Origin of the sequence: Aliidiomarina halalkaliphila, assembly GCF_007096385.1 — a bacterium.
Classification (GTDB): Bacteria; Pseudomonadota; Gammaproteobacteria; order Enterobacterales; family Alteromonadaceae; genus Aliidiomarina; species Aliidiomarina halalkaliphila.
Genome location: NZ_VJWL01000001.1, coordinates 703,194 through 726,338 on the forward strand (window position 1 = coordinate 703,194; position 23,145 = coordinate 726,338).

The 23,145-nt window shown below is 49.6% G+C and carries 17 protein-coding genes; 9 read left to right on the forward strand and 8 right to left on the reverse strand.

Annotated elements, in window-relative coordinates; translation table 11 throughout:
• Positions 1-288 precede the first annotated feature (288 nt).
• The gene (locus FM042_RS03245; RefSeq protein WP_126775947.1) at positions 289-498 is read right to left on the reverse strand and encodes a cold-shock protein; all 210 of its coding nucleotides are present in this window, start codon (positions 496-498) and stop codon (positions 289-291) included.
• Positions 499-836: 338 nt separating this feature from the next.
• Between FM042_RS03245 and FM042_RS03250 the strand changes: the two genes are divergently transcribed.
• The 6 genes from FM042_RS03250 (at position 837) to FM042_RS03275 (ending at position 7,526) form a co-directional block, all read left to right on the forward strand.
• The gene (locus FM042_RS03250; protein WP_143234302.1) at positions 837-2,861 is read left to right on the forward strand and encodes a S9 family peptidase; all 2,025 of its coding nucleotides are present in this window, start codon (positions 837-839) and stop codon (positions 2,859-2,861) included.
• A 114-nt stretch (positions 2,862-2,975) separates the two neighbouring features.
• Positions 2,976-3,941: a 1-phosphofructokinase family hexose kinase gene (locus FM042_RS03255; protein ID WP_143234303.1), complete on the forward strand. Its 966-nt coding sequence runs from the start codon at positions 2,976-2,978 to the stop codon at positions 3,939-3,941.
• A 106-nt stretch (positions 3,942-4,047) separates the two neighbouring features.
• The gene (locus FM042_RS03260; protein WP_232366347.1) at positions 4,048-5,217 is read left to right on the forward strand and encodes an MlaE family ABC transporter permease; all 1,170 of its coding nucleotides are present in this window, start codon (positions 4,048-4,050) and stop codon (positions 5,215-5,217) included.
• A gap of 5 nt (positions 5,218-5,222) precedes the next feature.
• A complete protein-coding gene (locus FM042_RS03265) occupies positions 5,223-6,005 on the forward strand; it encodes an ABC transporter ATP-binding protein (RefSeq protein ID WP_143234304.1) in 783 nt (260 codons plus the stop codon).
• Positions 6,006-6,009: 4 nt separating this feature from the next.
• The gene (locus tag FM042_RS03270; protein WP_185960682.1) at positions 6,010-6,924 is read left to right on the forward strand and encodes an MlaD family protein; all 915 of its coding nucleotides are present in this window, start codon (positions 6,010-6,012) and stop codon (positions 6,922-6,924) included.
• Positions 6,921-7,526: an ABC-type transport auxiliary lipoprotein family protein gene (locus tag FM042_RS03275; protein ID WP_143234306.1), complete on the forward strand. Its 606-nt coding sequence runs from the start codon at positions 6,921-6,923 to the stop codon at positions 7,524-7,526. Before FM042_RS03270 ends, FM042_RS03275 begins: the two co-directional genes overlap by 4 nt.
• Before the next feature lie 7 nt (positions 7,527-7,533).
• On the opposite strand, the gene FM042_RS03280 is transcribed toward FM042_RS03275, so the two are convergent.
• Entirely contained in the window at positions 7,534-7,980 is a 447-nt protein-coding gene (locus FM042_RS03280; protein ID WP_143234307.1) for a DUF3010 family protein, read from the reverse strand.
• A 185-nt stretch (positions 7,981-8,165) separates the two neighbouring features.
• Here FM042_RS03280 and FM042_RS03285 point away from each other — a divergent pair, with 185 nt between their 5' ends.
• Positions 8,166-10,619 carry a mechanosensitive ion channel domain-containing protein gene (locus FM042_RS03285; RefSeq protein WP_143234308.1) on the forward strand — a complete coding sequence of 818 codons (2,454 nt, stop codon included), beginning with the start codon at positions 8,166-8,168 and terminating at the stop codon, positions 10,617-10,619.
• Positions 10,620-10,714: 95 nt separating this feature from the next.
• Here the strand turns inward: FM042_RS03285 and FM042_RS03290 are convergent, their stop codons facing one another.
• A complete protein-coding gene (locus tag FM042_RS03290) occupies positions 10,715-11,881 on the reverse strand; it encodes a murein transglycosylase domain-containing protein (protein ID WP_143234309.1) in 1,167 nt (388 codons plus the stop codon).
• A gap of 105 nt (positions 11,882-11,986) precedes the next feature.
• Positions 11,987-12,364 (reverse strand): hypothetical protein, encoded by a 378-nt coding sequence (locus FM042_RS03295; RefSeq protein WP_143234310.1) that lies wholly within the window; start codon positions 12,362-12,364, stop codon positions 11,987-11,989.
• Positions 12,365-12,620: 256 nt separating this feature from the next.
• Here FM042_RS03295 and FM042_RS03300 point away from each other — a divergent pair, with 256 nt between their 5' ends.
• Positions 12,621-14,621, forward strand: a complete 2,001-nt coding sequence (locus FM042_RS03300) for an alkaline phosphatase family protein (protein WP_143234311.1) — start codon at positions 12,621-12,623, stop codon at positions 14,619-14,621.
• A 131-nt stretch (positions 14,622-14,752) separates the two neighbouring features.
• Here FM042_RS03300 and FM042_RS03305 read toward each other — a convergent pair whose 3' ends face one another.
• From FM042_RS03305 to katG, 4 genes are all read right to left on the reverse strand, one after another.
• The gene (locus FM042_RS03305) at positions 14,753-15,688 is read right to left on the reverse strand and encodes a PA2778 family cysteine peptidase (RefSeq protein WP_143234312.1); all 936 of its coding nucleotides are present in this window, start codon (positions 15,686-15,688) and stop codon (positions 14,753-14,755) included.
• Between the two features lie 79 nt (positions 15,689-15,767).
• The gene (locus FM042_RS03310; RefSeq protein ID WP_143234313.1) at positions 15,768-16,127 is read right to left on the reverse strand and encodes a PA2779 family protein; all 360 of its coding nucleotides are present in this window, start codon (positions 16,125-16,127) and stop codon (positions 15,768-15,770) included.
• A 116-nt stretch (positions 16,128-16,243) separates the two neighbouring features.
• Positions 16,244-18,058 carry a long-chain-acyl-CoA synthetase gene (locus tag FM042_RS03315; protein WP_143234314.1) on the reverse strand — a complete coding sequence of 605 codons (1,815 nt, stop codon included), beginning with the start codon at positions 18,056-18,058 and terminating at the stop codon, positions 16,244-16,246.
• A 194-nt stretch (positions 18,059-18,252) separates the two neighbouring features.
• The gene (katG, locus tag FM042_RS03320; protein ID WP_143234315.1) at positions 18,253-20,454 is read right to left on the reverse strand and encodes a catalase/peroxidase HPI; all 2,202 of its coding nucleotides are present in this window, start codon (positions 20,452-20,454) and stop codon (positions 18,253-18,255) included.
• A gap of 393 nt (positions 20,455-20,847) precedes the next feature.
• On the opposite strand from katG, the gene FM042_RS03325 reads away from it, so the two are divergent.
• Positions 20,848-22,938 (forward strand): TonB-dependent receptor family protein, encoded by a 2,091-nt coding sequence (locus FM042_RS03325; RefSeq protein WP_143234316.1) that lies wholly within the window; start codon positions 20,848-20,850, stop codon positions 22,936-22,938.
• Positions 22,939-23,145: the final 207 nt, after the last annotated feature.

Genomic DNA, 23,145 nt, shown 5'->3' on the forward strand with positions numbered 1-23,145 from the left:
TGTGCGCGGCATGGACGCCGCGCCCAAGCCCCCACGGATGGTTCACGGCGTCCCTCACGGGGGCAATCCCATCCCCGGGCCCTATTTTACTGTGGTAGCTAGAAGCACGGAGATGGGTGTTGGCCTCGTGAGGGTGTGCGCGGCATGGACGCCGCGCCCAAGCCCCCACGGATGGTTCACGGCGTCCCTCACGGGGGCAATCCCATCCCCGTGCCCTAAACTACAGGCACAGAAAAACAAAAGGCAGCCCGGAGGCTGCCTTTCTAAATTCGGTTTTGAACCTATTGCTTACAGAGCAACGATGTTCTCAGCCTGAGGACCTTTCTGACCTTGAGTCACAGTGAAAGATACCTTTTGGCCTTCTGCCAGAGTTTTAAAACCGTTACCCTGGATAGCACTGAAGTGTGCGAATACATCTGGACCGCCTTCGCGCTCGATGAAACCAAAGCCTTTAGACTCGTTGAACCACTTAACAGTACCAGTAATAGTATTAGACATAATCTTTAAATCCTGAAATTTCTTAATTTGATAAAGTGCGCCAATTGGCTGCACAGGTCATGCGAGAAAAATAGTGTCAAACTTAAGGAACTTCAGAACGTAGGCTTTCAACGACGAGGCGTATGGTGCAACTAACGTGTGGAGTATTAAATCAATATCTTTCGAGCACACTGGTTAGGATACAGCATTCCAAGCGAATAGCAATCTATTTCTCTGAATACAACGGATAAATTTGTACGCTTGTCGCTGAAATACAATCCCTCAGTTTACAGGGGCCCGCTTTTCGTTATAGTAAGCCCTGTTTTGCTCACATCTGAGCTTACGCATAGGAGACAGCAATGAAACGTTTTGCCCTCGTGCTTCTGCTGCTGGTCATGCCATTTACGGCTGTTGCAGAAGATAAAAATGTACTATCCGTGGAACTCATGTGGGAGTTACAACGCATTGGTTCACCGGTAATCTCACCGAACGGTGAACATATCGTTGCGCCGGTCACGCGCTTTGATATGGATAAAGAACGTGGTCATACCCAATTATATCTCTTCTCACCGGATGGCAGCACGCAACGCCCATTGACAGCCCAAGGCATGCGCGCAAGTGAAGCCACCTTCTCACCAGATGGAAGCACCCTTGCCTTTATTAGCCAGCGCGATGGTGACGATGCCGGTCAAATTTACTTGCTGCCTATGGATAAGCCCGGTGAGGCGAGTCGCCTTACATCGGTGCCTACCGGAGTATATGGCTTAAAATGGAAAGGTGATCACCTTTACTTTATTACCCGCATTTGGCCCGGCAAAGACTGGGATGAAATGGCGGAACGGTTAAAGCAAGAGAAAGCCAGCAATGTATCTGCAAAGAAATGGACAGCGCTCCCCTTCTCTCACTTTGATCATTGGCTTGATGAAAACCGTCAAGCTCATGTATTCCGTATCGCCGCAGAAGGCGGTGACGTAGAGCCGGTTACTCAGAACTTTAATCGCGAACTTCCACGCTCCACTCAAAGCAGCGGTAGTTACGACATAGACCCAAGCGGCACCTGGATCGCCTTTACGAGCGATAGTAAAAGCGAAAATCCTGAGCCTGAGATTGACTTATTTTTAGGTCGTATCGGTGAATCAACCGCTGAAAACATTACTGAAGCGAACCCAGGCCCTGATGGAAACCCGATGTTTAGCCCGAATGGCCAAACCTTGGCATACACGCGCCAAGTAATTCCGGGTTTCTACGCAGACAATATCAACATTGTGTTGTTTGATATGGAGCGCCGTACACATCGAGAAATCACCGCAGACTGGGATCGCTCAGCCACAGGCTTAGTATGGACACCCGATAGCCAAGGCTTCTACGGTGCAATTGACGATGCCGCCACAGTGCGGGTGTATCATATCAATGCGCGCAACGGCCAAGTTCGTGCGATCACAGGTGAAACCAACTTTGGCGGGCTTACGATTGCCAACAATGGCACCTTAGTGGGCACCAACGAGAGCTTCTTACACCCAGCACAATTGGTGCGGATTAACCCGAGCGATGGTTCAACGGCTCGTTTAGATACCTTTAACGACGATATCTTAAGCTCCGTCGACTTCGGTACCTACGAATCAGTAACCTACGAAGGCTATAACGGCCAAGAAATCCAAATGTGGGTGCACTACCCTCCTGGATTTGATCCAGAGAAGAAATACCCATTGTTTTTGTTGATTCATGGCGGTCCACACAATGCCATCAGTAATGGCTTCCATTACCGCTGGAACGCGCAAACCTTTGCTTCATGGGGTTATGTGACTGCATGGCACAACTTCCATGGTTCAAGCGGGTTTGGACAAGAGTTTACCGACAGCATTAACCCGGATTGGAAAACCGCTCCCTATGCCGACACCATCGCCGCTGCAGAATGGTTTAAAAATCAGCCGTGGATCGATAATGACCGCATGGTTGCCGGTGGCGCCAGTTATGGTGGGTACTTGAGCTCAATTTTATTAGGTAAAGAGCATCCATTTAACGCGCTCTTGATTCATGCCGCTGTGTACAACATGTACTCGCAAATGGCGGCTGACTTCGCGGTTCACTCAGTGCGTTTTGGCAACTACTGGGATAATCCTGAGATCTACAAAGAGATTTCGCCTCACTATTTTGCCGAGAACTTTAATACGCCAGCATTGATTATCCATGGCCAGCTCGATTACCGCGTGCCCGTTGGTCAAGGCTTCGAGTTGTTTAGAACTTTGCAGAGCCGTGGCGTTGAATCTCGGATGATTTATTTCCCTGATGAAAACCACTGGATCTTGAAGCCGAATAACTCGGTGTATTGGTATAACGAAGTAAAAGATTGGGTCACCCGATTCGCCGAGCCAGGCGCACGCTAAGCCCCTTTCTTTCTAAGAATGAATAAGCCCGCCTCGTTGCGGGCTTTTTTCTGCATTGCGTCGGTAGCGGCGAACAACGTAAGATAATCAAACCGCGATACACAGGAGTACCCTATGGCAGATTCTCCCCACGCTGATATTGTGACTTTCACCATGAACCCAGCGATCGATATTTTTGGCGCAACCGATACGCTCTTTGATGACAGCAAAAGCCGCTGCGAAAAAGCACTGCAGCAACCCGGTGGCGGCGGTATAAACGTAGCGCGCAACATCGCCCGAATGGGTGGCGATGCCCTTGTTGTATATCCTGCAGGAGGTCCAAATGGCGCCCTGCTCGAAAGCCTATTAGACGAAGAAGGCACCCGTCAGCTCGTGGTCAAAATCGCCGACCATACGCGGCAGAACATGGCCATAACCGAGTTATCCACGGGCAAGTTCTATCATTTTGTATTTCCCGGCCCAAGCTTAACCCCGCAAGAACAAAGTGCGTGTTTCGATACGATTTTCAGTTGCCAACCGCCTCCGCGCTTTTTGGTGCTCAGTGGTAGTTTACCTAAAACCGTGCCTGAGGATTTTTATGGTCGCATTACGAAACAAGCAAACCAAAACAACACCAAGGTTATTCTAGATACCTCGGGAGCGGCTTTAAAGAATTCGCTCTATCAAGGAGCTTGGCTCGCCAAGCTAAACCGCAAAGAGTTCGCATCGCTCGGATTCCCCGAACACGATTCTATTGCGTCGTTGCGTGATAATATGCAAACGCTGGTTGAGCGCGGCGCGGTAGAAAACTTAATTGTCACCCTCAGCCGGGGTGGTGCTGTTTTAGTGGCCCGAGATCACGAGCCCTTATTTATCAGTGCCCCAGCCGTTACCATTGTTTCGCACGTAGGTGCCGGCGACAGCTTTGTGTCGGCCCTCACTTATCAGTTGGCTCAAGGCAGTTCCCTGGCAACCGCATTCCAATATGGTGTCGCGGCAGCAAGTGTGACCGTCCAAACCGAAGGAAACCAGCTCACAGATTTCGAAAAGCTCGAACGCACATTGCAGCAATGCAAACGGGAGCCGTTTACAGGAAGATAGACTGAAAATATGGCGTTAAATTGCAGGTTGTAGCTGCGTTAAAACGATACGCCTTACGCAATATGTGCTACTTTGAATACGAGGTTGTTGCCCAAGGATTTTCAACATGCAGGAAGAGAGAGTTCCGAGCGCACGTGTAGAGAATCACACGCTGATGCTCGATGGCGAATGGAATATTGCCCACTTTCGCGACGTACAAATGGCATTAAAGCAGCTACCTAAGCAAGACTTAGCTGATCTTCGTGAGCTTGTCATTGATCGCCTGCACAGTATTGATTGTTCCGCAGCCACCGAGCTGATGGAATATGTACCCGCCGATACCATATTAACTCTGGCAGCCCCACCCGACAACGACACCCCACAGGTGTCTGATGAGCCCGATAGCCAGCGGCAACGCCACTTACGCCTTCTGTATACCGTTGCTGAATCATTAGCCGCTGAAACCGATGCCGAACCAACACCATATCGCTTTGGTGATGGCCTTGCGCGTTTTGGAAAGTGGGTGAGCGAACGCAGCCGACACCAATGGCAGCAAACCACGCTGTTATTGTCATTTATTGGGCTTACGTTAGTTCGAACCCTGGTGCTCGTGGTGCTCCCCCATCGTTGGCGGCTTACCTCATTTTTTGTGCATATCCAACAAGCCGGTCTGCAAGCCATCCCAATTGTGGCATTACTCACGTTCCTAGTCGGCGCGGTGGTCGCGTTTTTAGGTGCCACCGTACTTGAAGATTTTGGTGCCACAATCTACACGGTGGATCTCGTGGCCTACGCCTTTATGCGAGAACTGGGCGTGTTACTGGCCGCCATCTTACTTGCCGGTCGCACCGCGAGTTCTTTTACGGCGCAAATTGGAGCGATGAAAGTAAATCAAGAAATCGATGCCTTACGTGTGCAAGGTATCGACCCTATTGAAGTGCTGGTCATCCCACGTTTGCTTGCCCTACTCATTATGCTGCCGCTGCTCACTTTTGTGGGAATTGTATCGGGTATATTAGGGGGCATGGTGGTGTCAGTGCTCTCCTTGGATATTTCGACAGGTCAGTTTTTGCGTATCGTTCAAGCTATTCCAGAACGACACTTGTATTTGGGTTTAGCAAAAGCCCCCTTATTTGCCGCAGTCATTGCCATTATTGGCTGTTTGGAAGGCTTTAAAGTGAAAGGAAATGCGCGCTCCGTAGGGGAACACACGACCTCTTCAGTGGTGCAAGCGATCTTTATTGTGATTCTGTTCAACGCCATCGCCGCGTTATTCTTTATGGAAATGGGATGGTAATACCAATGAGCGATGCGGTCATTCAAGTAAAAGGCTTAAAGAACCAGTTTGGCAGCCATGTGGTGCACGACAATCTTGATCTCACCATTCAGCGCGGCGATATTACCGGTATCGTCGGTGGTTCTGGCTCCGGCAAATCGGTGCTGATGCGGTCGATTATTGGCTTGCAGCGCCCGGTAGCGGGCACGATTGAAATGCTTGGCGAAACCGTAGGTCCTAACGGTATTCAACGGGGAAGTCTCCTGAGTCGCAAAATGGGTGTACTTTTCCAGTCCGGTGCCCTACTGTCGTCGCTCACTGTCCTTGAAAATATCGCCATGCCCCTGCTTGAGCATACCGATATTGCAAAGTCCGATGCGCTACGTTTGGCAAAAACCAAACTAGCCTTGGTGGGCCTGCCCGCCCACGCCGCCGGCTTATTTCCTTCAGAGTTATCGGGCGGCATGGTGAAGCGTGCGGCATTAGCCCGCGCCCTAGCTTTAGAACCAGAGCTACTCTTTTTAGATGAGCCAACGGCTGGATTAGATCCCATTAGTGCAGCGGCTTTCGATGATTTACTGGTCACCTTGCGCAATGCCCTTGGTTTTACAGTGTTTTTGGTCACCCATGACCTCGATACCTTGTATCACAGTTGCGATCGGGTCGCCGTCATTGCAGAAAAACGAATTATTATCCATGATACCTTAGAGCAGGTTGCAGCCTTTGATCACCCATGGCTCAAAGACTACTTTCATGGGCCTCGCGGCCGCGCTGCTGCATCTATCTCTCGCCAAAACAAGGAGCGCTAAACCAATGGAAACTCGCGCCAATTATATTGTCATCGGTTTGCTATCAATATTGCTCATGTTTGGGAGCGTGGCGGGGATTTTATGGCTCAGTAAAAAGAGTGATGATGGCCAATACTCCCAATACGAAGTTCTCTTTCGTGAGCCCGTGTCCGGATTGAGTACAGGCAGTCCTGTGCAATTTAGCGGGATTCGTGTCGGCGAAGTTGAATCGTTGCGACTCGATCCTAATGACGCCCGTATTGTACGTGCATCGATTCGTATAAGCGCCGATACCCCAGTCGACGCTCAAACCCGAGCCCGTCTCACCTTACTGAATATTACGGGTGCCAGCGGCATTGAACTGCAGCCCGGCCCAGATCTCGCCCAAGCGCGCATACCTGGGGAACGGGTTCACGTAATTGAGGCCGATCCTTCGCCCTTTACACGCCTGCGCCTAAGCTCTGAAGAGCTCTTAGTAAAACTTGGGGCATTCCTGGATAGCACCATTGAGTTAGTGTCAGATGAAAACACGGAAAAACTCACCAATATTCTCAGTAATTTGGAAGATTTCACCGGTAACCTCAATGAAAGCACGGCGAAGTTTGACCATACACTTGAGGAAGTAAATCGAGTGCTTACCCAATTTAGTGAGTTGGCGGTGCAAATTACCACCCTCATCGATGATGAAGGCGATGCCACTTTTGCCGATGCACGCGCCGCCATGACTCAGCTCACCGCCCTCGCCCAAGATTTGGCGGGAATTATCGAAGCTAATGAAGATTCCATTCAAAGTGGTTTTGATGGCCTCAATGAGTTCGGACCCGCTGTAAATGAACTGCGCAACGCCATCACCACCATGGGCATGATCTTACACCAAGTGGATCAGAACCCAGCGGCCTACCTGTTCGGACGAGAGAAAATTAAGGAGATAGAGGAATGAGCGCGCTGAAAATTATTCAGAGTACCGCCTTTTTAGCTGTCGTCATCTCGAGTATGGCGGCTTGCACTATCATTCCGAAACCGGAACATGTGGCAAGTTACCGTCTCGCACCGGCCACTATTCAAACAACAAACACCGATATTAGCGCGCGCAACATCCAAGTTAAGCGCCCTCAAGCCACCGATTTATTTGCCGACGACCGGGTATTGCGCTTACAAAACGATGGCAGCTTTAATGCTTACGCTGGCGCCCGTTGGAATAATCCCATCCCGATCTTATGGCGCGACTGGTTGATTGATTCCCTTTGGCGCGATCCACGCTTCCAAGAGATCAGCGGAGATAGCGGTCAAGTACGCAGTGATTTTCAACTTTTAGGCACCGTACGTTCATTTCATGTGGAAGGACAACAAGCGGAGATTCGCTTCGATGCGCAAGTGATGCGGAGCAGCGAAAGACGGATTATTGCCGAGCGCAGCTTTGTTGTTCGTCATCCCATGAGTGGCACCGGTGCATCTGCTGCCGCCACCGCCCTGAGTCGGGCGGCAGACAATTTAAACCAAGAGTTACGTGATTGGTTAGTTCAGACCGTAGGGGCGCCGTAAACGCGTCTCACCCTTGTGGTTTCGGGTATTTCTTGCCCATCAGAAACGCATAGGCCACAGTAAACGCAGTCTCTTGAAAGCCCTTTAAACCCGTATCTGCGAAATCTACTGGGATTGGGTTACGCTTGAGTATGTCTTTTTGTTCTGATCCCGCCATGACATGCACAGTAACCCCATCAATTAACTGTAGCGCCGCTTCGATTTTAAAACCCAAGGCACTCCCTGCGAACTTGCCCTTCTGCGGGCGTTCTTTAATCGCCACATGGCTTACGCGATAATCAGTAAACAGCTTTGCCAACGCAAACTGAAGTTTCTGCATCGACTCCTGATCACCGGTTTTGCTCAACTGAAAGCGCGTTTGTCGACAATCGGGGATTTGCACGAGATCACCATCGAGCTCCATTAAGCAAATAATGGCTTCGTTACTTTTTATTTCAATGCCGCATACACGCATAGTTCATCCTTCCTCTCGTTGGCTTCTTGCAATTAGCGCGCATTAAACCTCAGCGCTACGCTACTGGCAACCCTCTCGGGGATTTACATGGAAATCTATAGAAAAATCCCGTGCTACTAGCACTTTATCCCGTTCCCAAGTAACCTTAGTTGTTGCACCTATGACAAACAAGGATTCTGTTTTTTATGCGACACATTTTTCTGATTACCGTCGCCAGCCTGTTGTTCTTTATCGCCAATCCAGGAGCGGCACAAGCCTCTGCAACCGGTGATCATGCCTATGAAATGGCTGAGCTCGAGAAGCAGCGAGAACAACTTAGCCAACAAATCAGTGAGCTTGAACAGAATAAAGCGGATCTGGACTCCCAGTACCAGAGTTTGTCAGGCAGTCGCTTGCTGCATCGGGTGCTGCAAGAACAACGGTCCATGCTGCCGGATGCGTTTACGGTGGATTACCACGATCGTCTCGCCGAGCTTCGCCTTCAGCTATTTTATACGCAGCGGCAACTACGCGAAGCGGAGCAGCTTGCCCCTTCCCAAGCGGCTGCCTTGCGCCAGCAACGAGACACCCTCGAAGAACACATTGCACTCATTGTTGAAGTACACACAAAAGAACAGCAATTTGGCAACTTACGGCGAGAGTTTGGCAATCAACTCGATGAGTATTTGTTTTGGACACCCAGTAACCCATCGATGAACTGGGCGTGGTGGCAATCAGTTCCGGAACGTATACAGCAACAATTTGGCACCATGCAAAGCGCCGTGCAGTTAATGGTCCAGAATACGCATGTTCGCCTTACATCTTATGTATTCTTTTTACTGCTCGCCCTTGCTGCAGTGATTTACAAGCGTCCGTACCTCAAAGAAAAAATCGACAGCTACAGCGCAAATATTAAAGATCCAGATTTTGCCGCATCACCATGGGTAGTGCCCGGAGCGTTGATAAAAATCGCGCTTTACGTGATGCCCGGAACCCTTGTGTTATTGATCATCGGGCAGTTTATTCAATCACCGCCTGAGGCCGAACACTTAAACCCCGGAGCAGCATTTACTGCCCTCGCTTTTGCTTGGTTTGTCTTGAGCTTTTTGCACAAACTGACCAAGCCCACAGGATTTGCCCATCTCTACTTTGATTGGCCACAAACCACGTGTGCGTCTGTGCGTAAATTTATTCGCTTACTGGGGGCGGTATTACTACCACTCACCTTTATCTTGGCATTTGCGACCCAACAAACCAGTTTGTTTGGTCAGGATGTGGTGGGCAGTCTAGCGCTGCTATTTGCCAGCATTTATTTACTGGCGCTGGTTATATGGATCTTTCAACGCATTCCGCCGCTATATGATTCTCGTTATATCCACCGCAGCATTGCATTCGTTGTCGCTTTATTACCGATAACCTTGATTTACATGGTCACGACCGGTTTTTACTACACTGCCCTTAAACTCAGTGGCTATTACCTCGCCACCTTCTATGTATTAGCCGCTTGGATTATTAGTGAAGCCAGTATTTATCGAGCGATTAACTTCTCAACCCAGCGTTTGCAAAAACAACAAGAAGAGCAGCAAAAGGAATTACTAGCGCTGGCTGAGATTGAAGACGACAGTGAGCAAGCCAAGGAGATTCCAGAACCGGAGGTAGACCCACTGCGTGCGCATCAACAGGCAATTCGCTTAGCACGTTTCTTGCTATTAATTGTTTTTGCGTTTGTTTTGTTTGCGGTGTGGTCGGATGCCATGGTCGCACTTGAATACCTCGACACCCAGTTTATCTGGCAAGACGGTGACGAAGTCGGTGTATTACCCATAAGCTTTGGAGGCCTCTTCTCGACAATATTTATTATTGTTGTGAGCGTTATTCTGGTACGTAACTTACCGGGCTTACTGGAAATGCTCGTATTATCTCGGCTCAATCTGGAGATGGGCACGTCCTACGCGGTTACATCACTCCTAAACTATGTCTTGGTGGGTATTGCCATCGTGGCCATCTTCTCCGCCCTAGGCTTGCAATGGGCTCAGTTACAATGGCTTGCCGCAGGCTTAACCGTCGGTTTGGGTTTTGGTCTACAAGCCATTTTTGCCAACTTTATATCCGGACTAATTCTATTCTTCGAACGGCCGGTGCGGGTAGGCGATATTGTGACTCTCGACAATCTATCGGGTCGCGTGAGTAAAATTCGTATTCGAGCTACGGTAATCACCGATTTCGATCGTCGCGATATTGTGGTGCCAAACCAAAACTTTATTACCAGTAAATTTGTAAACTGGTCACTAAGCAACACCGTTACCCGAATCACGGTCAAAGTAGGCATTGCCTATGGCTCTGATCTTGAGAAGGCTCGAGAGATCCTATTAGATATCGCGGAAAAAGAACCTCGCATTTTACCGGATCCACCACCGCAGGTGCTGTTCTTAAGTTTCGGTGAAAGTACCTTGGATCATGAAATTCGTGTGCATGTGGGCGCCTTGAAAGACCGTAACCCCACTATTGATGCGGTGAACCGCGAAATCGATCGGCGCTTCAAAGAAGCCGGCATCGAGATTGCCTTTAATCAAATTGATGTGCATTTCCGCAATGAATTGGGATTTGAAAAGTTGGTGGAACAACGGGGGCCGAAAGAAACACCGTCAGAAGATAAATAACTGACTGAACATGTTTCTAGGTAAGTATTTCCTACGCAAAGGCCACCGAATGGTGGCCTTTTTTATACCTACACACTTGCCACAACAAACCGCATTTACTGGGAATACTTCGGTAGCACACCACGCACTTTCTGTAGGTAATTTCGCGTTTCTGCAAAAGGATGTTGCTGCACCAAGCGTTGATAAACCTGCTCCGAGGTCAGTCGATTAATTTCATTCAGCGCTTGTTCTGATGAACTCCCAAAGGTACGGAAGACATTGCCGGCCCCGCCGTTATAGGCCGAGATCTTCGCCCACTGGCGGCTTTGCGGGTTTCGAATGCGGTTTAGATATACTTGATCCAGTAAATATAGGTAACCAGTGCCAATGTCCACGTTAAAATCGGCCACAAACAATTGTTGTCGAGTCGGTTCGCCATCAATGCCCTTCACTCGCTCAAATACATCGCGACCGGCGGTTGCCGGCACCACCTGCATTAAGCCGAGCGCATTAGCGTGGCTCACTGCATAGGGGTTAAAGGCACTCTCAATTTCTATCACTGCATACACCAAACTAGGCGCAATATTGTATTCACGACTGTAGCGCAAAACAGAGTCGGAGAATTGTAATTGCCGCAGGTGTAGATGGTTATCGACTAAGTCGGTGCGCACAAAATGGATACGACGACCATCGCTGTTACGTGACCGCAAACTATGCGTGATCAGGTAGTCGGCAAAGCGGCGTGCCCGCCACTCATAACGAATCGCTTCGTTATCCTGATCCAACACCTGCGGATACAAAAATGGTTCATCACCCAGAACGGGATCGTCATCGCTGAAAATATCTTCCAAGGTCAAATTACGGGGAGTCAGCAGGGCCACCACAAGGGCTTCGCGGAGCAGTTCAATAGGGTCGTCTTGAGCGATGGTTTCAACTTGCAAATAGCCACGTTCGAAATCAACGATCGCCCGGGCTTGGTAAGCGTTGGAGTACTTTACATAGCGCTTTTCTGAAGGCACTTCCTGTTCGTCTTTGCCCCAGATGTCTTCAATCACGATAGCAAGAATTTCCAAAACCTCACGCACCGTGCCTATATTCTTAAATGCCTCGGTGCCGCCATAGGGCTCAAGCTGCTCATCAAGGATAATACGAGCATATTCTTTAGCTTGGGTGCGTTCCGCTATGGTGCGCAGGTCATCACGAGATAATGAACAACTCACCAACAGGACGGAGAGCGCGACTGCAAGCAACCACATCCCTACGCGAGAAGGTACTTTAAGCATTCCAACCCTACTCCTTGTTTACGTGTTTTCGCAAAAACAGTCGAAAGTGTAAACTAATTCAGCTCGGGCGAAACGGATTGTCGGTAAAAAACATGAAAAGCTCTATCAGCGTAGAGCGACATTCACTTTGCTGTCTACCTTTTGAATCACGTAGGACACACTCACACTCGCATCGCGAGGCGTATGCACAGTGGCCACACACAGCAATTCTTTTTCTAGGTAGTTTTTGCGAATTTGCCGCGTACTGGCAATTTCGATATTGCTTGCATCAGCGCGGGCGCGCTCGTAAGGGTCGCGCGTATCAGCCGTGTTTTCTTCCGCATATTCAATTACAAGCTTTGCTGCAAAACGATCTTGACTCGCTTCAAGAACGCGTTCACGAACGGGATCTGAGTCACAACTAAAGTTCGCATCAGTGCATGCGCTTGTAGTCCAGATCGTAGCGAATACTATTGCGTAGCGACTCCAGCTTTTTTTATTCATATGGGGCGTCCTCCATTCGTGTATACGCAAGCATGTTGTATGTATTGATGATATAGATATTAAATGTAAAGACCAGAACTAAAATACCATTTAAATCAACAATTAAAAAGAATTAACATTTATTTAATATCATGCTCATTATTACATTTAATCATATGCATTAAGCGCGATGGAATATAGCAATCAGATCTGACCTGCTGAAACTGTCATAATTTTCTGATAACGTGCTATCACATTAAAAATTGGAAGAATAAGCATGCAACACACACACTCTTTACGCTTTTCACTTGCCATGGTGTTTGCAGCAAGCACGCTCATTGCTTGCTCCGATCCACAACCGGTAGTCGATTCGCAACCCACAGCTGCACAACCCCGGGCAATTTTGGTGAGTATCGATTCCATCAATGAACCGATTTTGCGCAGTACGTTAACCGAAGCTCAGGTTCCTGCTTTCTATGAAGTGTTTAATTACGGGGCCTGTTCCGATGGCGCTCAGCCGGCGTTTCCATCACTCACTGCTGCGGGCCATTCCGCGCTATGGACCGGAGCTTATGGCGATATCACCAACATTTCTGGTAACAACGTGCATCCGTTACCGCGTGACCAGCACACGGTAATGGCATCCGCATCGGGTTACTCACCGGATAACTCGGCGGCGGAACCCATTTGGATTAGCGCCGGTTACCAAGGCTTAAAAGCAGGTGGTCATCACGTTACGCAAGCGCCAGGAATCCCAGGGTTTCCATCCGCTGTTGGGGAGCGCACCGAAGAAAACGAACAAGCCCGTCAGCGCATTATTGAAGGCTATGCCAAAGAAAATGTGATTGTGATGAATGGTTATAATGACCAAATCCAAGGCGACGCCATGCTGACGGCAGATAGTGTGAAGTGGGATGAGCAGATTCCTTGGGCCAATAGTGATGCGTTAGATACGTACCTGACACCACGCTACTTCTCTTTTACCAACCAAGCAGGCACGTTTTATGGCGCCCTCTTTGGGAACGACAGCTATGATCATATGGCCATCAATACAGTTCCCGACGCCCAAGGCGCGGTAATTGCTTATGCCGCCGAAGTAGAACAAGCCCCTTTTGCAGGTCGTGAATTGGCGCGTCATTTCTCAGAACCGCTTCGCGTGCACCATGAGCGCGGTAGTCTGTTTATGCGCGTACGCTTATTCGACATCGCCGCAGACGGCTCTGATTTCATGCTATTCCATCCACCAATGCACGTGATCGAAGTGAATCACCCGGAAGCCCAGGCCGCATATGACGATTATGTTCAGGGATGGTTCGGTAACTCGGCCACTCGGATGTATACCCGAGGCGATTTTGGTCAGCCCTTCTTTAATGGCGGCGACGGCCTTGCTGAAGCGCGTTATCTGGAAACCGCAGAGCTAGAAACAAAGCTATTTAATCGCGGTTCGTCGTGGTTTTGGCAAGAACAACAAGTGGATTTGTTAGTGGATTATTTCCCACTCGGGGACTCTATCGACCACTCTATCAAAGCCTATACCTATGAAGCCTATCCAGGCTACAACCCAGAACACAGTGAGAAAGCGCATCAGTTGCGAGGTCGTACTTGGGAATTGGTAAATATTCGCTTGCAGCATTTAATGGATTTAGCCGCTGAAGATAACGCCGCGCTCTTTTTAGTGGGCGATCACGGCATGCGCACCAGTTGGATGGAATTCCGTCCGAACATTATGTTGCAACAAGCAGGTCTCCAGTATGTGGATGCCAACGGTATGATCGATTTGAGCCGCAGTAAAGCGGTATCAAATACCGGTAACTGGATTACCGTGAATACAACCGAATGGCGGGGTGGTATTGTGCCGCCCGAAGACAAAGAAGCCGTCATTGCTGAGATCGTAGCGGCTATGGAAACTGTGGTCGACGATGAAGGTAATCGTATTCTTGAGCGTATCTACGTGGCGACTGAGCACCCTGAGTTAGGCATTGGCGGACCTGCCGGTGGGGATGTGTATTGGGCAGAAGCCCATGGCTATCGCAGTGGCCGCAGCCACACCGCGGATGCGCCTGTTGGACCGATTCGGTTATGGGCGACCCACTCACACGCATCTACCGAGCCGCTTATGCAAACCGTCACTTGTGCCTGGGGTGGTGGATTTGAACCTAATCGCATACCACGCAGCCGTCAAATCGATGTATCCCCCACAGTGGCAGAGTATTTAGGCATAAGTGCCCCACCACACGCCGTAGGACGCTCTCTGCTGAACGATCTGCGTTCCAACTAATCACCACAAGCTTCACCACGTAAAAAGCCAGCACAGTGATGTGCTGGCTTTTTGACATTCCCTGCGAGGCACCGCGTTGGTAATGAGGCCATCAAAGTGCCTCATTTAACGCCTGCTCCCCTCGTGTCACCTTAATCGGCACTCTCAATGACAGCCACCGCATTGCCGTACCTGTCATGGTCCGGAGCGAGCATTTGAGCGATTTCGGCGGCAAGCATTGCTTCATCTCGCTTCCCTTGACGTAACAAAGCCCAAGCGAGGTTAAAGTAAATCACCGGTTCTTCCGCTGCCAGTTCTGTGGCGTGATAATAATGCATCTCCGCATCCGCATAACGTCCTTGCTGGTAAGCAATGTTTCCTAAACCAAATGCAGGCGTATATTCTCGCGGCCAGCGTCGGAGAGCCGCTTCATAACCTTTTATCGCAGTATCAAAGCGCTGTTGTTGCTCAAGGGCCGAAACCGCCGCCAAATAGCGCACAGGCTCAGCTGTGGCCGGTATCTGGCCCGGCTCTGTTACCACAACACCCCAGTAAGCGCCTAATTGCCAGGTTTGTTCAAAACGACGCAGCGACATTACTTCGCGTTCTGTTGTACCCGACCTTAGGATCACTTCTTCCCGCTGCGGATCAAAACCAATAACCACCGCATAATGCCAGCGAGGCCAGCGTTGCACGCCGAGGTTTTGTAGCACTAGCACTGGATGCCCAGCTTCGAGCTCTGTAAACAACGCAGCAAGTTGGGGTTGAATGGGATAAGGAATACGATCAGCTCTGCGAGCGGCCCCGAGCAGCTCGGGTTGCAAACTGCCCTCTCGTTCGGGAAGATACACCTGCGGTTTCAACACATCCGGGGTCATATCATCCACACCACTTACAACAAGCACCGTCGCCAGTGCAGCTGGCCCACACTGATAGGCATCTTGCGGAAAAAATGGCGTATTAACCAACTCCACGGGAGTAAATTCGGCGGTATTTAGCGTTCGGTGTTGCATCGGTGCACTGGCACAGCCGGTGAGGATACTCAGGCCGAGCAGCGCAATAAGCATGGGAAAGAAGCGAGCAGTCACCCTAATACTCCATAAAACGAATCTGAGATAGTCATAAAAAAACGCCCGGGGACCTCACCGGGCGTTTTTCTAGGGTTCATTAACGAAAGAAAATAAGCCAAATAATAATACCGATAAGAATAACCGAAGTACCTACACTAATGCCTGCACCCGCTGGCATTTGATCGATACCTGCGGTGAGTTCCATGATCTCTTGATCAGTCATAGAAGCAACACGTGCGATAGCTTCCTCTGGGTCAACGCCAAAGCGAACGAGCTGCTCACGCACGTCTTCCCGTTGCAGTTGTTCAGTCAGTTGAGCACGATTTAAGCCCGACTGCTGCTCTGCAACAACCTCATGCGTGGCGACGATATCTGCATTCGCAGTCGGCATAACTGCTGGATTCAGAATAAACGAAGTCAAAATGAGGGATGTACCTAAAGCAATAGATTTGTTCATGACAGATCTCCATGTTAATTGTCACTAATAAAAGTAGACCATAACTAAAGAAATGTCTGTGTATTCTTTACAAATAAATTAAAAAAATCCCGAAGATACAAAAATCTATAACGAATTCAAAAGCGCAGTTCGCCTTGTTGAATCTGTTCCAGAACCTGTTCATCGAGCGGTTGATAGCCTTGATCTCGATTTACCAGTACATAAATCGATTCTTGTGTACTTTTTATGTGAAAACCTTCCTGTTTTAAGGCGCTTTTTTTAATTTTCAACGTGGCGGTGGTGTCGTGATAACCTTGGCGCAATCTTACAAAAAGCGGAATCGCGTAATCTGGGAGTTTTTGTTTGATGGTGTGATAGAACTTCACCGGATCAAATTGCGCACCTTGACGAATACACAACGACACCATGCCAGCCCTCCCTTCCGCATGAGGCACCTGCACACCATATACCACGGCTTCCCTCACCTCCTGTAAGGCTTGTATCTCCGCTTCTACTTGGGTGGTCGCCACGTTTTCAGACTTCCAGCGGAAGGTATCACCCACGCGATCAACAAAGGCAATATGACGAAAGCCCTGATCTCGCACTAAATCGCCGGTATGAAACCAAGCATCACCGGGTTCAAATACATTACGTAGTACCTTGGCCGAAGAGGCTTCTGGGTTATTCGTATAGCCATCAAAAGGCGTGTTTTTACTGATTTCCGCTAGCAACAGCCCTACTTCACCCTTGGCTACCCGTTGCATAAAGCCAGCGCTATTCACAATCGGCTGTTCCCTTTCGTGATCAAACTGCACGATGGCAAAACGCATGGGCGAGAAACCTACCGTGCGTTTGAGGTTAAACACATTCACAAAGCCGATATTGCCTTCACTGGCCCCATAAATCTCATAGATTTGTGGAATCCCAAAGCGTTCTTGGAAACGGTCCCACACTTCAGAGCGTAGACCGTTACCCAACACCGCTCGCACCTGATGCTCTCGGTCCGCCGAATCCTCGGCTTGATTGAGCAAGTAGCGACATAGCTCTCCGATATACACAAAACTGGTGGCCCCATGCTGGCGGATATCCTGCCAAAACTGGCTTACTCGAAAGCGTTTGGCGAGCGCCAACGTGCTGGCAGTGGCAATAACGGTGCTTAAAGACGCTGATAGCGCCGTATTGTGATACAACGGCAAGCAACAATAATGCACATCGTTGCCCCGCAACCGCAGCGCCATTCGGCCAAACCCGATTCCGGCTTTATACCAACGCAAATAGGTCATCGCCGCCGATTTCGGCAGACCTGTAGTGCCCGAGGTAAATACATAAAAGCAGGTGTCTTGTAACTGAATGGATTCGGTAACGGCAGGGTTCGAATCCGGCATGGTTTTCGCTAGCTCCGCCAAATGTAACCAGCCTGGGCTTGGCTCGGCGGCCAACGACAAACAGCCAATGTTCTTCAGCGTAACGGCAGGCAAGCTGGCTAATGCCTCTTCGCAGTTATCGCCGACTACCAAGAGCTTGGGCTGAATAATCGAAAAACTATGGGCTAACACGGCGTCACGCTGCTTGTAATTCATCATACCCGCGGTGGCACCAAGTTTGTTTACCGCGAACACACAGGCTAACTGCTCCGGTGAGTTTTCAAACATCAAGGCCACGCAGTCGCCCCGCTCCACGCCCTGGGACGCCAAGGCATGGGCTAGTTGGTTTACCCAATGATTGAACTCTGCATAAGTGAATTCACGATCTTCAAATTTGAGAAACACGCGATCAGGGTAACGTGCAGCCACCCGCTGTAACGACAGGCCAGTTGAGCCAATATCAGTGCCCCGGGCGCGCTTCAAACGAATATTTGCCAATAAGAAACTGGGAAGCCGCGGTATAAAACGCAGAAGCGCTTTCAGCAGATCCGAATAGCGGTGAACTTGAGGTGTTGGGTTTGGGTGCATCGTGTCATTACGGCCTTTCTGGAAGGCTCTATTATTGTCATGTGTACATAAGATATATCAGAACTTGTGAATGCATTCCAACAGATATTGAGCCGAAAACGAGGCCCTAAGCTCCGTGACCGGCGCGCCCAGCAAAAAGGCGCTCCGAAGAGCGCCTTTGATACTGATTCTTTCGAATCATCACGTGCGTGGAATTACAGCAAATCGAAACGATCCGCGTTCATTACTTTGGTCCATGCCGCCACGAAATCACGCACAAACTTTTCTTGTGCGTCGTCTTGGGCATACACCTCAGAAATGGCACGAAGCTGTGAATTAGCACCAAATACCAAGTCGGCACGGGTACCTGTCCACTTCACTTTGCCTGAGTTGCGATCAACGCCTTCAAACTCTTCGGCGTCTTTCGAGGTAGGACGCCATGCGATGTCCATGCTCGTGAGATTCACAAAGAAATCGTTGGTGAGTTTACCGACCCGATCCGTGAACACACCGTGCTTGGTACCACCGAAGTTCGCACCGAGAGCACGCATACCGCCCACTAACACCGTCATTTCTGGCGCCGTTAAGGTGAGCAATTGAGCACGATCCAACAGCAACTCTTCGGTCGACACCGAGTACTTCTGCTTGAGATAGTTACGGAAACCATCTGCAATAGGCTCGAGTACTTCAAATGAATCCACATCAGTTTGCTCATCGGTGGCATCGGTGCGGCCTGGTGAGAACGGTACGTTCACATTGAAGCCTGCATCTTTTGCCGCCTTCTCAACCGCTGCAGCACCACCGAGCACGATCAAATCGGCCAGCGATACTTTTTTGTTACCCGACTGTGCAGAATTGAAGTCTTTTTGGATACCTTCATAGGTCGCCAATACTTTCTTCAATTGCGCAGGTTGATTCACTTCCCAGTCTTTCTGAGGGGCTAAGCGAATACGGGCACCATTGGCACCACCGCGATTATCGGAACCACGGAAGGTTGCGGCAGAAGACCACGCGGTATACACGAGTTCAGACGTTGACAGGCCTGAACCAAGAATCGTTTTCTTTAGTTCGCTAATGTCTTTGTCGTTAATTAAGTCGTGATCAACATCAGGCACAGGATCCTGCCAGATCAGATCTTCAGCAGGCACTTCAGGACCTAAGTAGCGTGATTTTGGACCCATATCCCGGTGCGTCAGCTTAAACCACGCACGGGCGAACGCGTCAGCAAACTCTTCTGGGTTCTTGTGGAAGTGCTCAGAGATCTTGCGATACGCTGGATCTTCTTTCATCGCCATATCAGCAGTAGTCATCATCAAACCGACTTTTTGCGCTGCTTCTTCCGCGTCTGGTGCATGATGCTCAGTGCGCAACCCTTTCGCCTGCCATTGATGCTTGCCTGCTGGGCTCTTTGTGAGTTCCCAATCGTAGCCAAACAACACATCAAAGTAGGTCATATCCCATTGAATTGGGGTAGGTGTCCACGCGCCTTCAATACCACTGGTAATGGTATCGCGGCCTTTCCCGCTCTTAAACGAGCTCTTCCAACCAAAGCCGAGCTGCTCAATTGGAGCACCTTCAGGATCCGGACCTAGATGCGACTCTAATCCGGCCCCGTGAGCCTTACCGAAGGTGTGACCACCCGCAGTTAACGCCACAGTTTCGTAGTCGTTCATGGCCATCCGCTCGAAGGTTTCGCGAATATCACGACCTGACGCTTTTGGATCCGGATTGGCATCTGGACCTTCTGGGTTTACATAGATTAAGCCCATCTGTACCGCAGCTAACGGATGCTCGAGCTCACGATCGCCACTATAACGGTTGTTCGCAAGCCATTCGTTCTCTTTACCCCAGTAAATATCTTCTTCTGGTTCCCAGATATCTTCCCGACCGCCACCGAAACCAAAGGTTTTTAACCCCATGGATTCAAGCGCTACGTTTCCGGTAAGAATAAACAAATCTGCCCACGATAAGCTGTTACCGTATTTCTTTTTCACCGGCCACAGCAAACGCCGTGCTTTGTCGAGGTTGCCGTTATCGGGCCAACTGTTTAGTGGCGCAAAACGTTGATTACCGGTACCACCGCCCCCGCGACCATCTGCCGTACGATAGGTACCGGCAGCATGCCATGCCATCCGAATCATAAAGGGACCATAATGACCGTAATCCGCTGGCCACCAGTCTTTTGAATCGGTGAGTACCGCTTCGATATCTTTCTTCACTTGCTTTAAATCAAGCTTCTTGAACGCCTCGCGGTAGTTGAAGTCTTCACCGAGAGGGTTGGTCTTTTTGTCGTTTTGAGCAAGAATTCTTAAATTGAGTTGATTCGGCCACCAATCTTTATTGTAGGTACCGTTCCCGCCCATTCTGGTGTTACCACCATGCATCACGGGGCACTTTCCAGCCTTGTTGTCACTCATGATTTTCTCCTCGTTGGAACACAAAGTTCGTGGGATGTAGCACAGGAAAGCCCACGAACAAAAATTCATTCAACCATAGGTATAGCAACCGAACCTTGCATGCACAAATCGACTAAATAGGTTGCGTTAAACGGTTTTATAAATTGAAAACAATATCTTGCGAAAAAGCTTATCGCTTCACCGAGCCCTACCCCTTAGAAACAAAGGCGATCCCTACAAATGAGAAAAGTTCTCATTTGCTGTTGACAATGATTCTCATTTAGATTTAAGATCCACGGCGTTCTGGAACAACGTCGAATTGATTGCAGAGACACAATCAAAATTTGTGGAACTAAATAAGCAGGCCCTGTGCACCCCCCCACCCTGCAATAAAAGTGAACTTACGGAGTGTTTATGTCAGCTAGCCCATTTTTGCGCCCTTCTCTTTTAGCCAGCGCGATTGCCATCGCCTTGTTACCGGCCGCAACCATTGCCCAAGAAGAAACGGATCAAGATTCAAGTGCCACAGAACGCTCAGCGTCTATGCCACGCATTGAAGTCATTCGTGTATTTGGTGCCCGCAATGCCCACCGTCACGACGAAACCGGTACCGTGGTTGTGTTAGATCGCGAGTACATTGAACAACTGCAGCCACTCTCAACTGAAGACGTATTACGCCGCGTTCCAGGCATTAATATCAAAGGCGAAGAAGAGACCTCGATTGTCTCTAATTTCGGTATCCGCGGATTATCCGCTAGCGAGAGCAAATCTCTGGTTCTCGAAGACGGCGTGCCTGTTGCCCCAGGATTGTTTATCGGTAACGACCGTTATTTTAACCCACGTATTCAGCGCGTTGAGCGGGTGGAAATTCTGAAAGGCTCTGCTTCCCTGCGTTACGGACCTTCAACCATTGGTGGTGTTGTAAACTACCAAACGAAAACCCCGGATCAGGGCGTGTTGCTCACCGGTCGCGTCGGCTCATTTAACATGCGTGAAGTGAACGTAGAAGCCGGCCAACACGGGACAAATTCCGACGCTTTCGCCGGTGTGGTTTTAAGTCACGCTCAGAGCGATGGCTTTATGGACAAAGGCTACGAAATGACCGACGTGATGGTTAAAGCCGGTATGTCGTTAAGCCCTGAGCACCGAGTTGGTTTGAAATTCTCATGGTATGAAAACGACGCCAATATTTCCTATCGTGGCTTGTTACTCGACGATTACCTCGCTGGTGCAACCTACAACCCGGCCCCAGATGACTACTACTTGCAAGATCGTGTGGCGTTTGATCTGAACCACGAATGGTTGGTCTCCCCGAATACCACACTCAAAACGTTGGTGTACTGGAGCGATGTCAGCCGTGATTACTGGCGTTACAACGTAGACACCGCTGCCTCGAATCAAGCAGGCCGCTGGGTATACACCGATGACCTTACCGGAAACAACCGTGCATTTGAGCGCTTCGGTATCGAAACACGCTTAAACATCCACCATGATTTACTGGGCTTCGACGCCAACAGTGAGCTTGGTTTACGCTACATGCAAGAAGAATCAGACGATCGCCGTATTCGGGCGACTCGTGATGCCGATCGCACCGGCACCAATGACCGTCATATCGTTGATTCTGCAGAAAGCTACGCAGCCTATGTCCAAAGCCGCATGTATATCACCGACCGTTTAGCAGTAACACCTGGCGTACGAATTGAATCGTATCAGCAGGAGCGCACGGTACTGACCCAAAACGGTGCTTCTGCAAAAACGAACAACACCGAAGTATTGCCCGGTATCGGTGCAACCTATGAATTGCGCGAAGGGGCAGAGATGTATGGTGGTGTGTATCGCGCATTCTCACCTGCATCAAACGGTGTAGCTCTTGATGGATTAACCGACCAACAATTGGATGGTGAGCGAGCGATTAACTATGAAATCGGTGTGCGTGGTCGTTCAGGCGACATGACCTACGAAGTGGCTGCGTTCTATATGGATTTCAGCAACCAAGTCGTGACCGGTAACAGCGATCCTAATTTATCACAGTCGAACGCAGGTAAAACGGAACACTATGGTATGGAGTTCGCGTGGGGTTATGTGCTCGGTGGTGGCTTCTCACTCGACACCAACGCAACTTGGATCCCAACGTCGGAGTTTAAATCAGGTGAATACCGTGGTAATCGCTTGCCCTATGCTCCAGAGTGGATGGCCAACGCCGCCCTCACCTACAACTACGATCGCTTTACTACCAGCCTCACGGCTCACTATCGCGGCGAACAGTATGGTGACCCAAGCAATGTAGAAGCACTACCTACGGGCGCAGCCGGTGGAATCTGGGGTGGATTATTACCTTCGTACACGGTGCTTGATTTGATGGCGCAATATCAATTTAACGAAGGCTTGAGTGTATATGGCTCTGTGAAGAACCTTACCGACAAACGTTACATCGCGGGTTTGCGTCAAGGTATCTATGCTGGCCCTGAGCGTTCGTTTGAAGTAGGTTTCCGTTACCGCTTCTAAGTAAGGCCGACGCAGGATAGAAAGCGTTTTCTCCCTAGCGCCCCATGTTGAGTGATCAATGTGGGGCGTTTTTTATCGGGGTCTTACTGTCTTTAGGTGAACAAGCGCGGAGGTTAACGTTTGTTGGGCTTTGAGCCTAATCTTTATTGCTGCTAACAATGAACTTTTTAAGGAAAGAGCGTATATAAGAAGAGTTAAATATTTCAC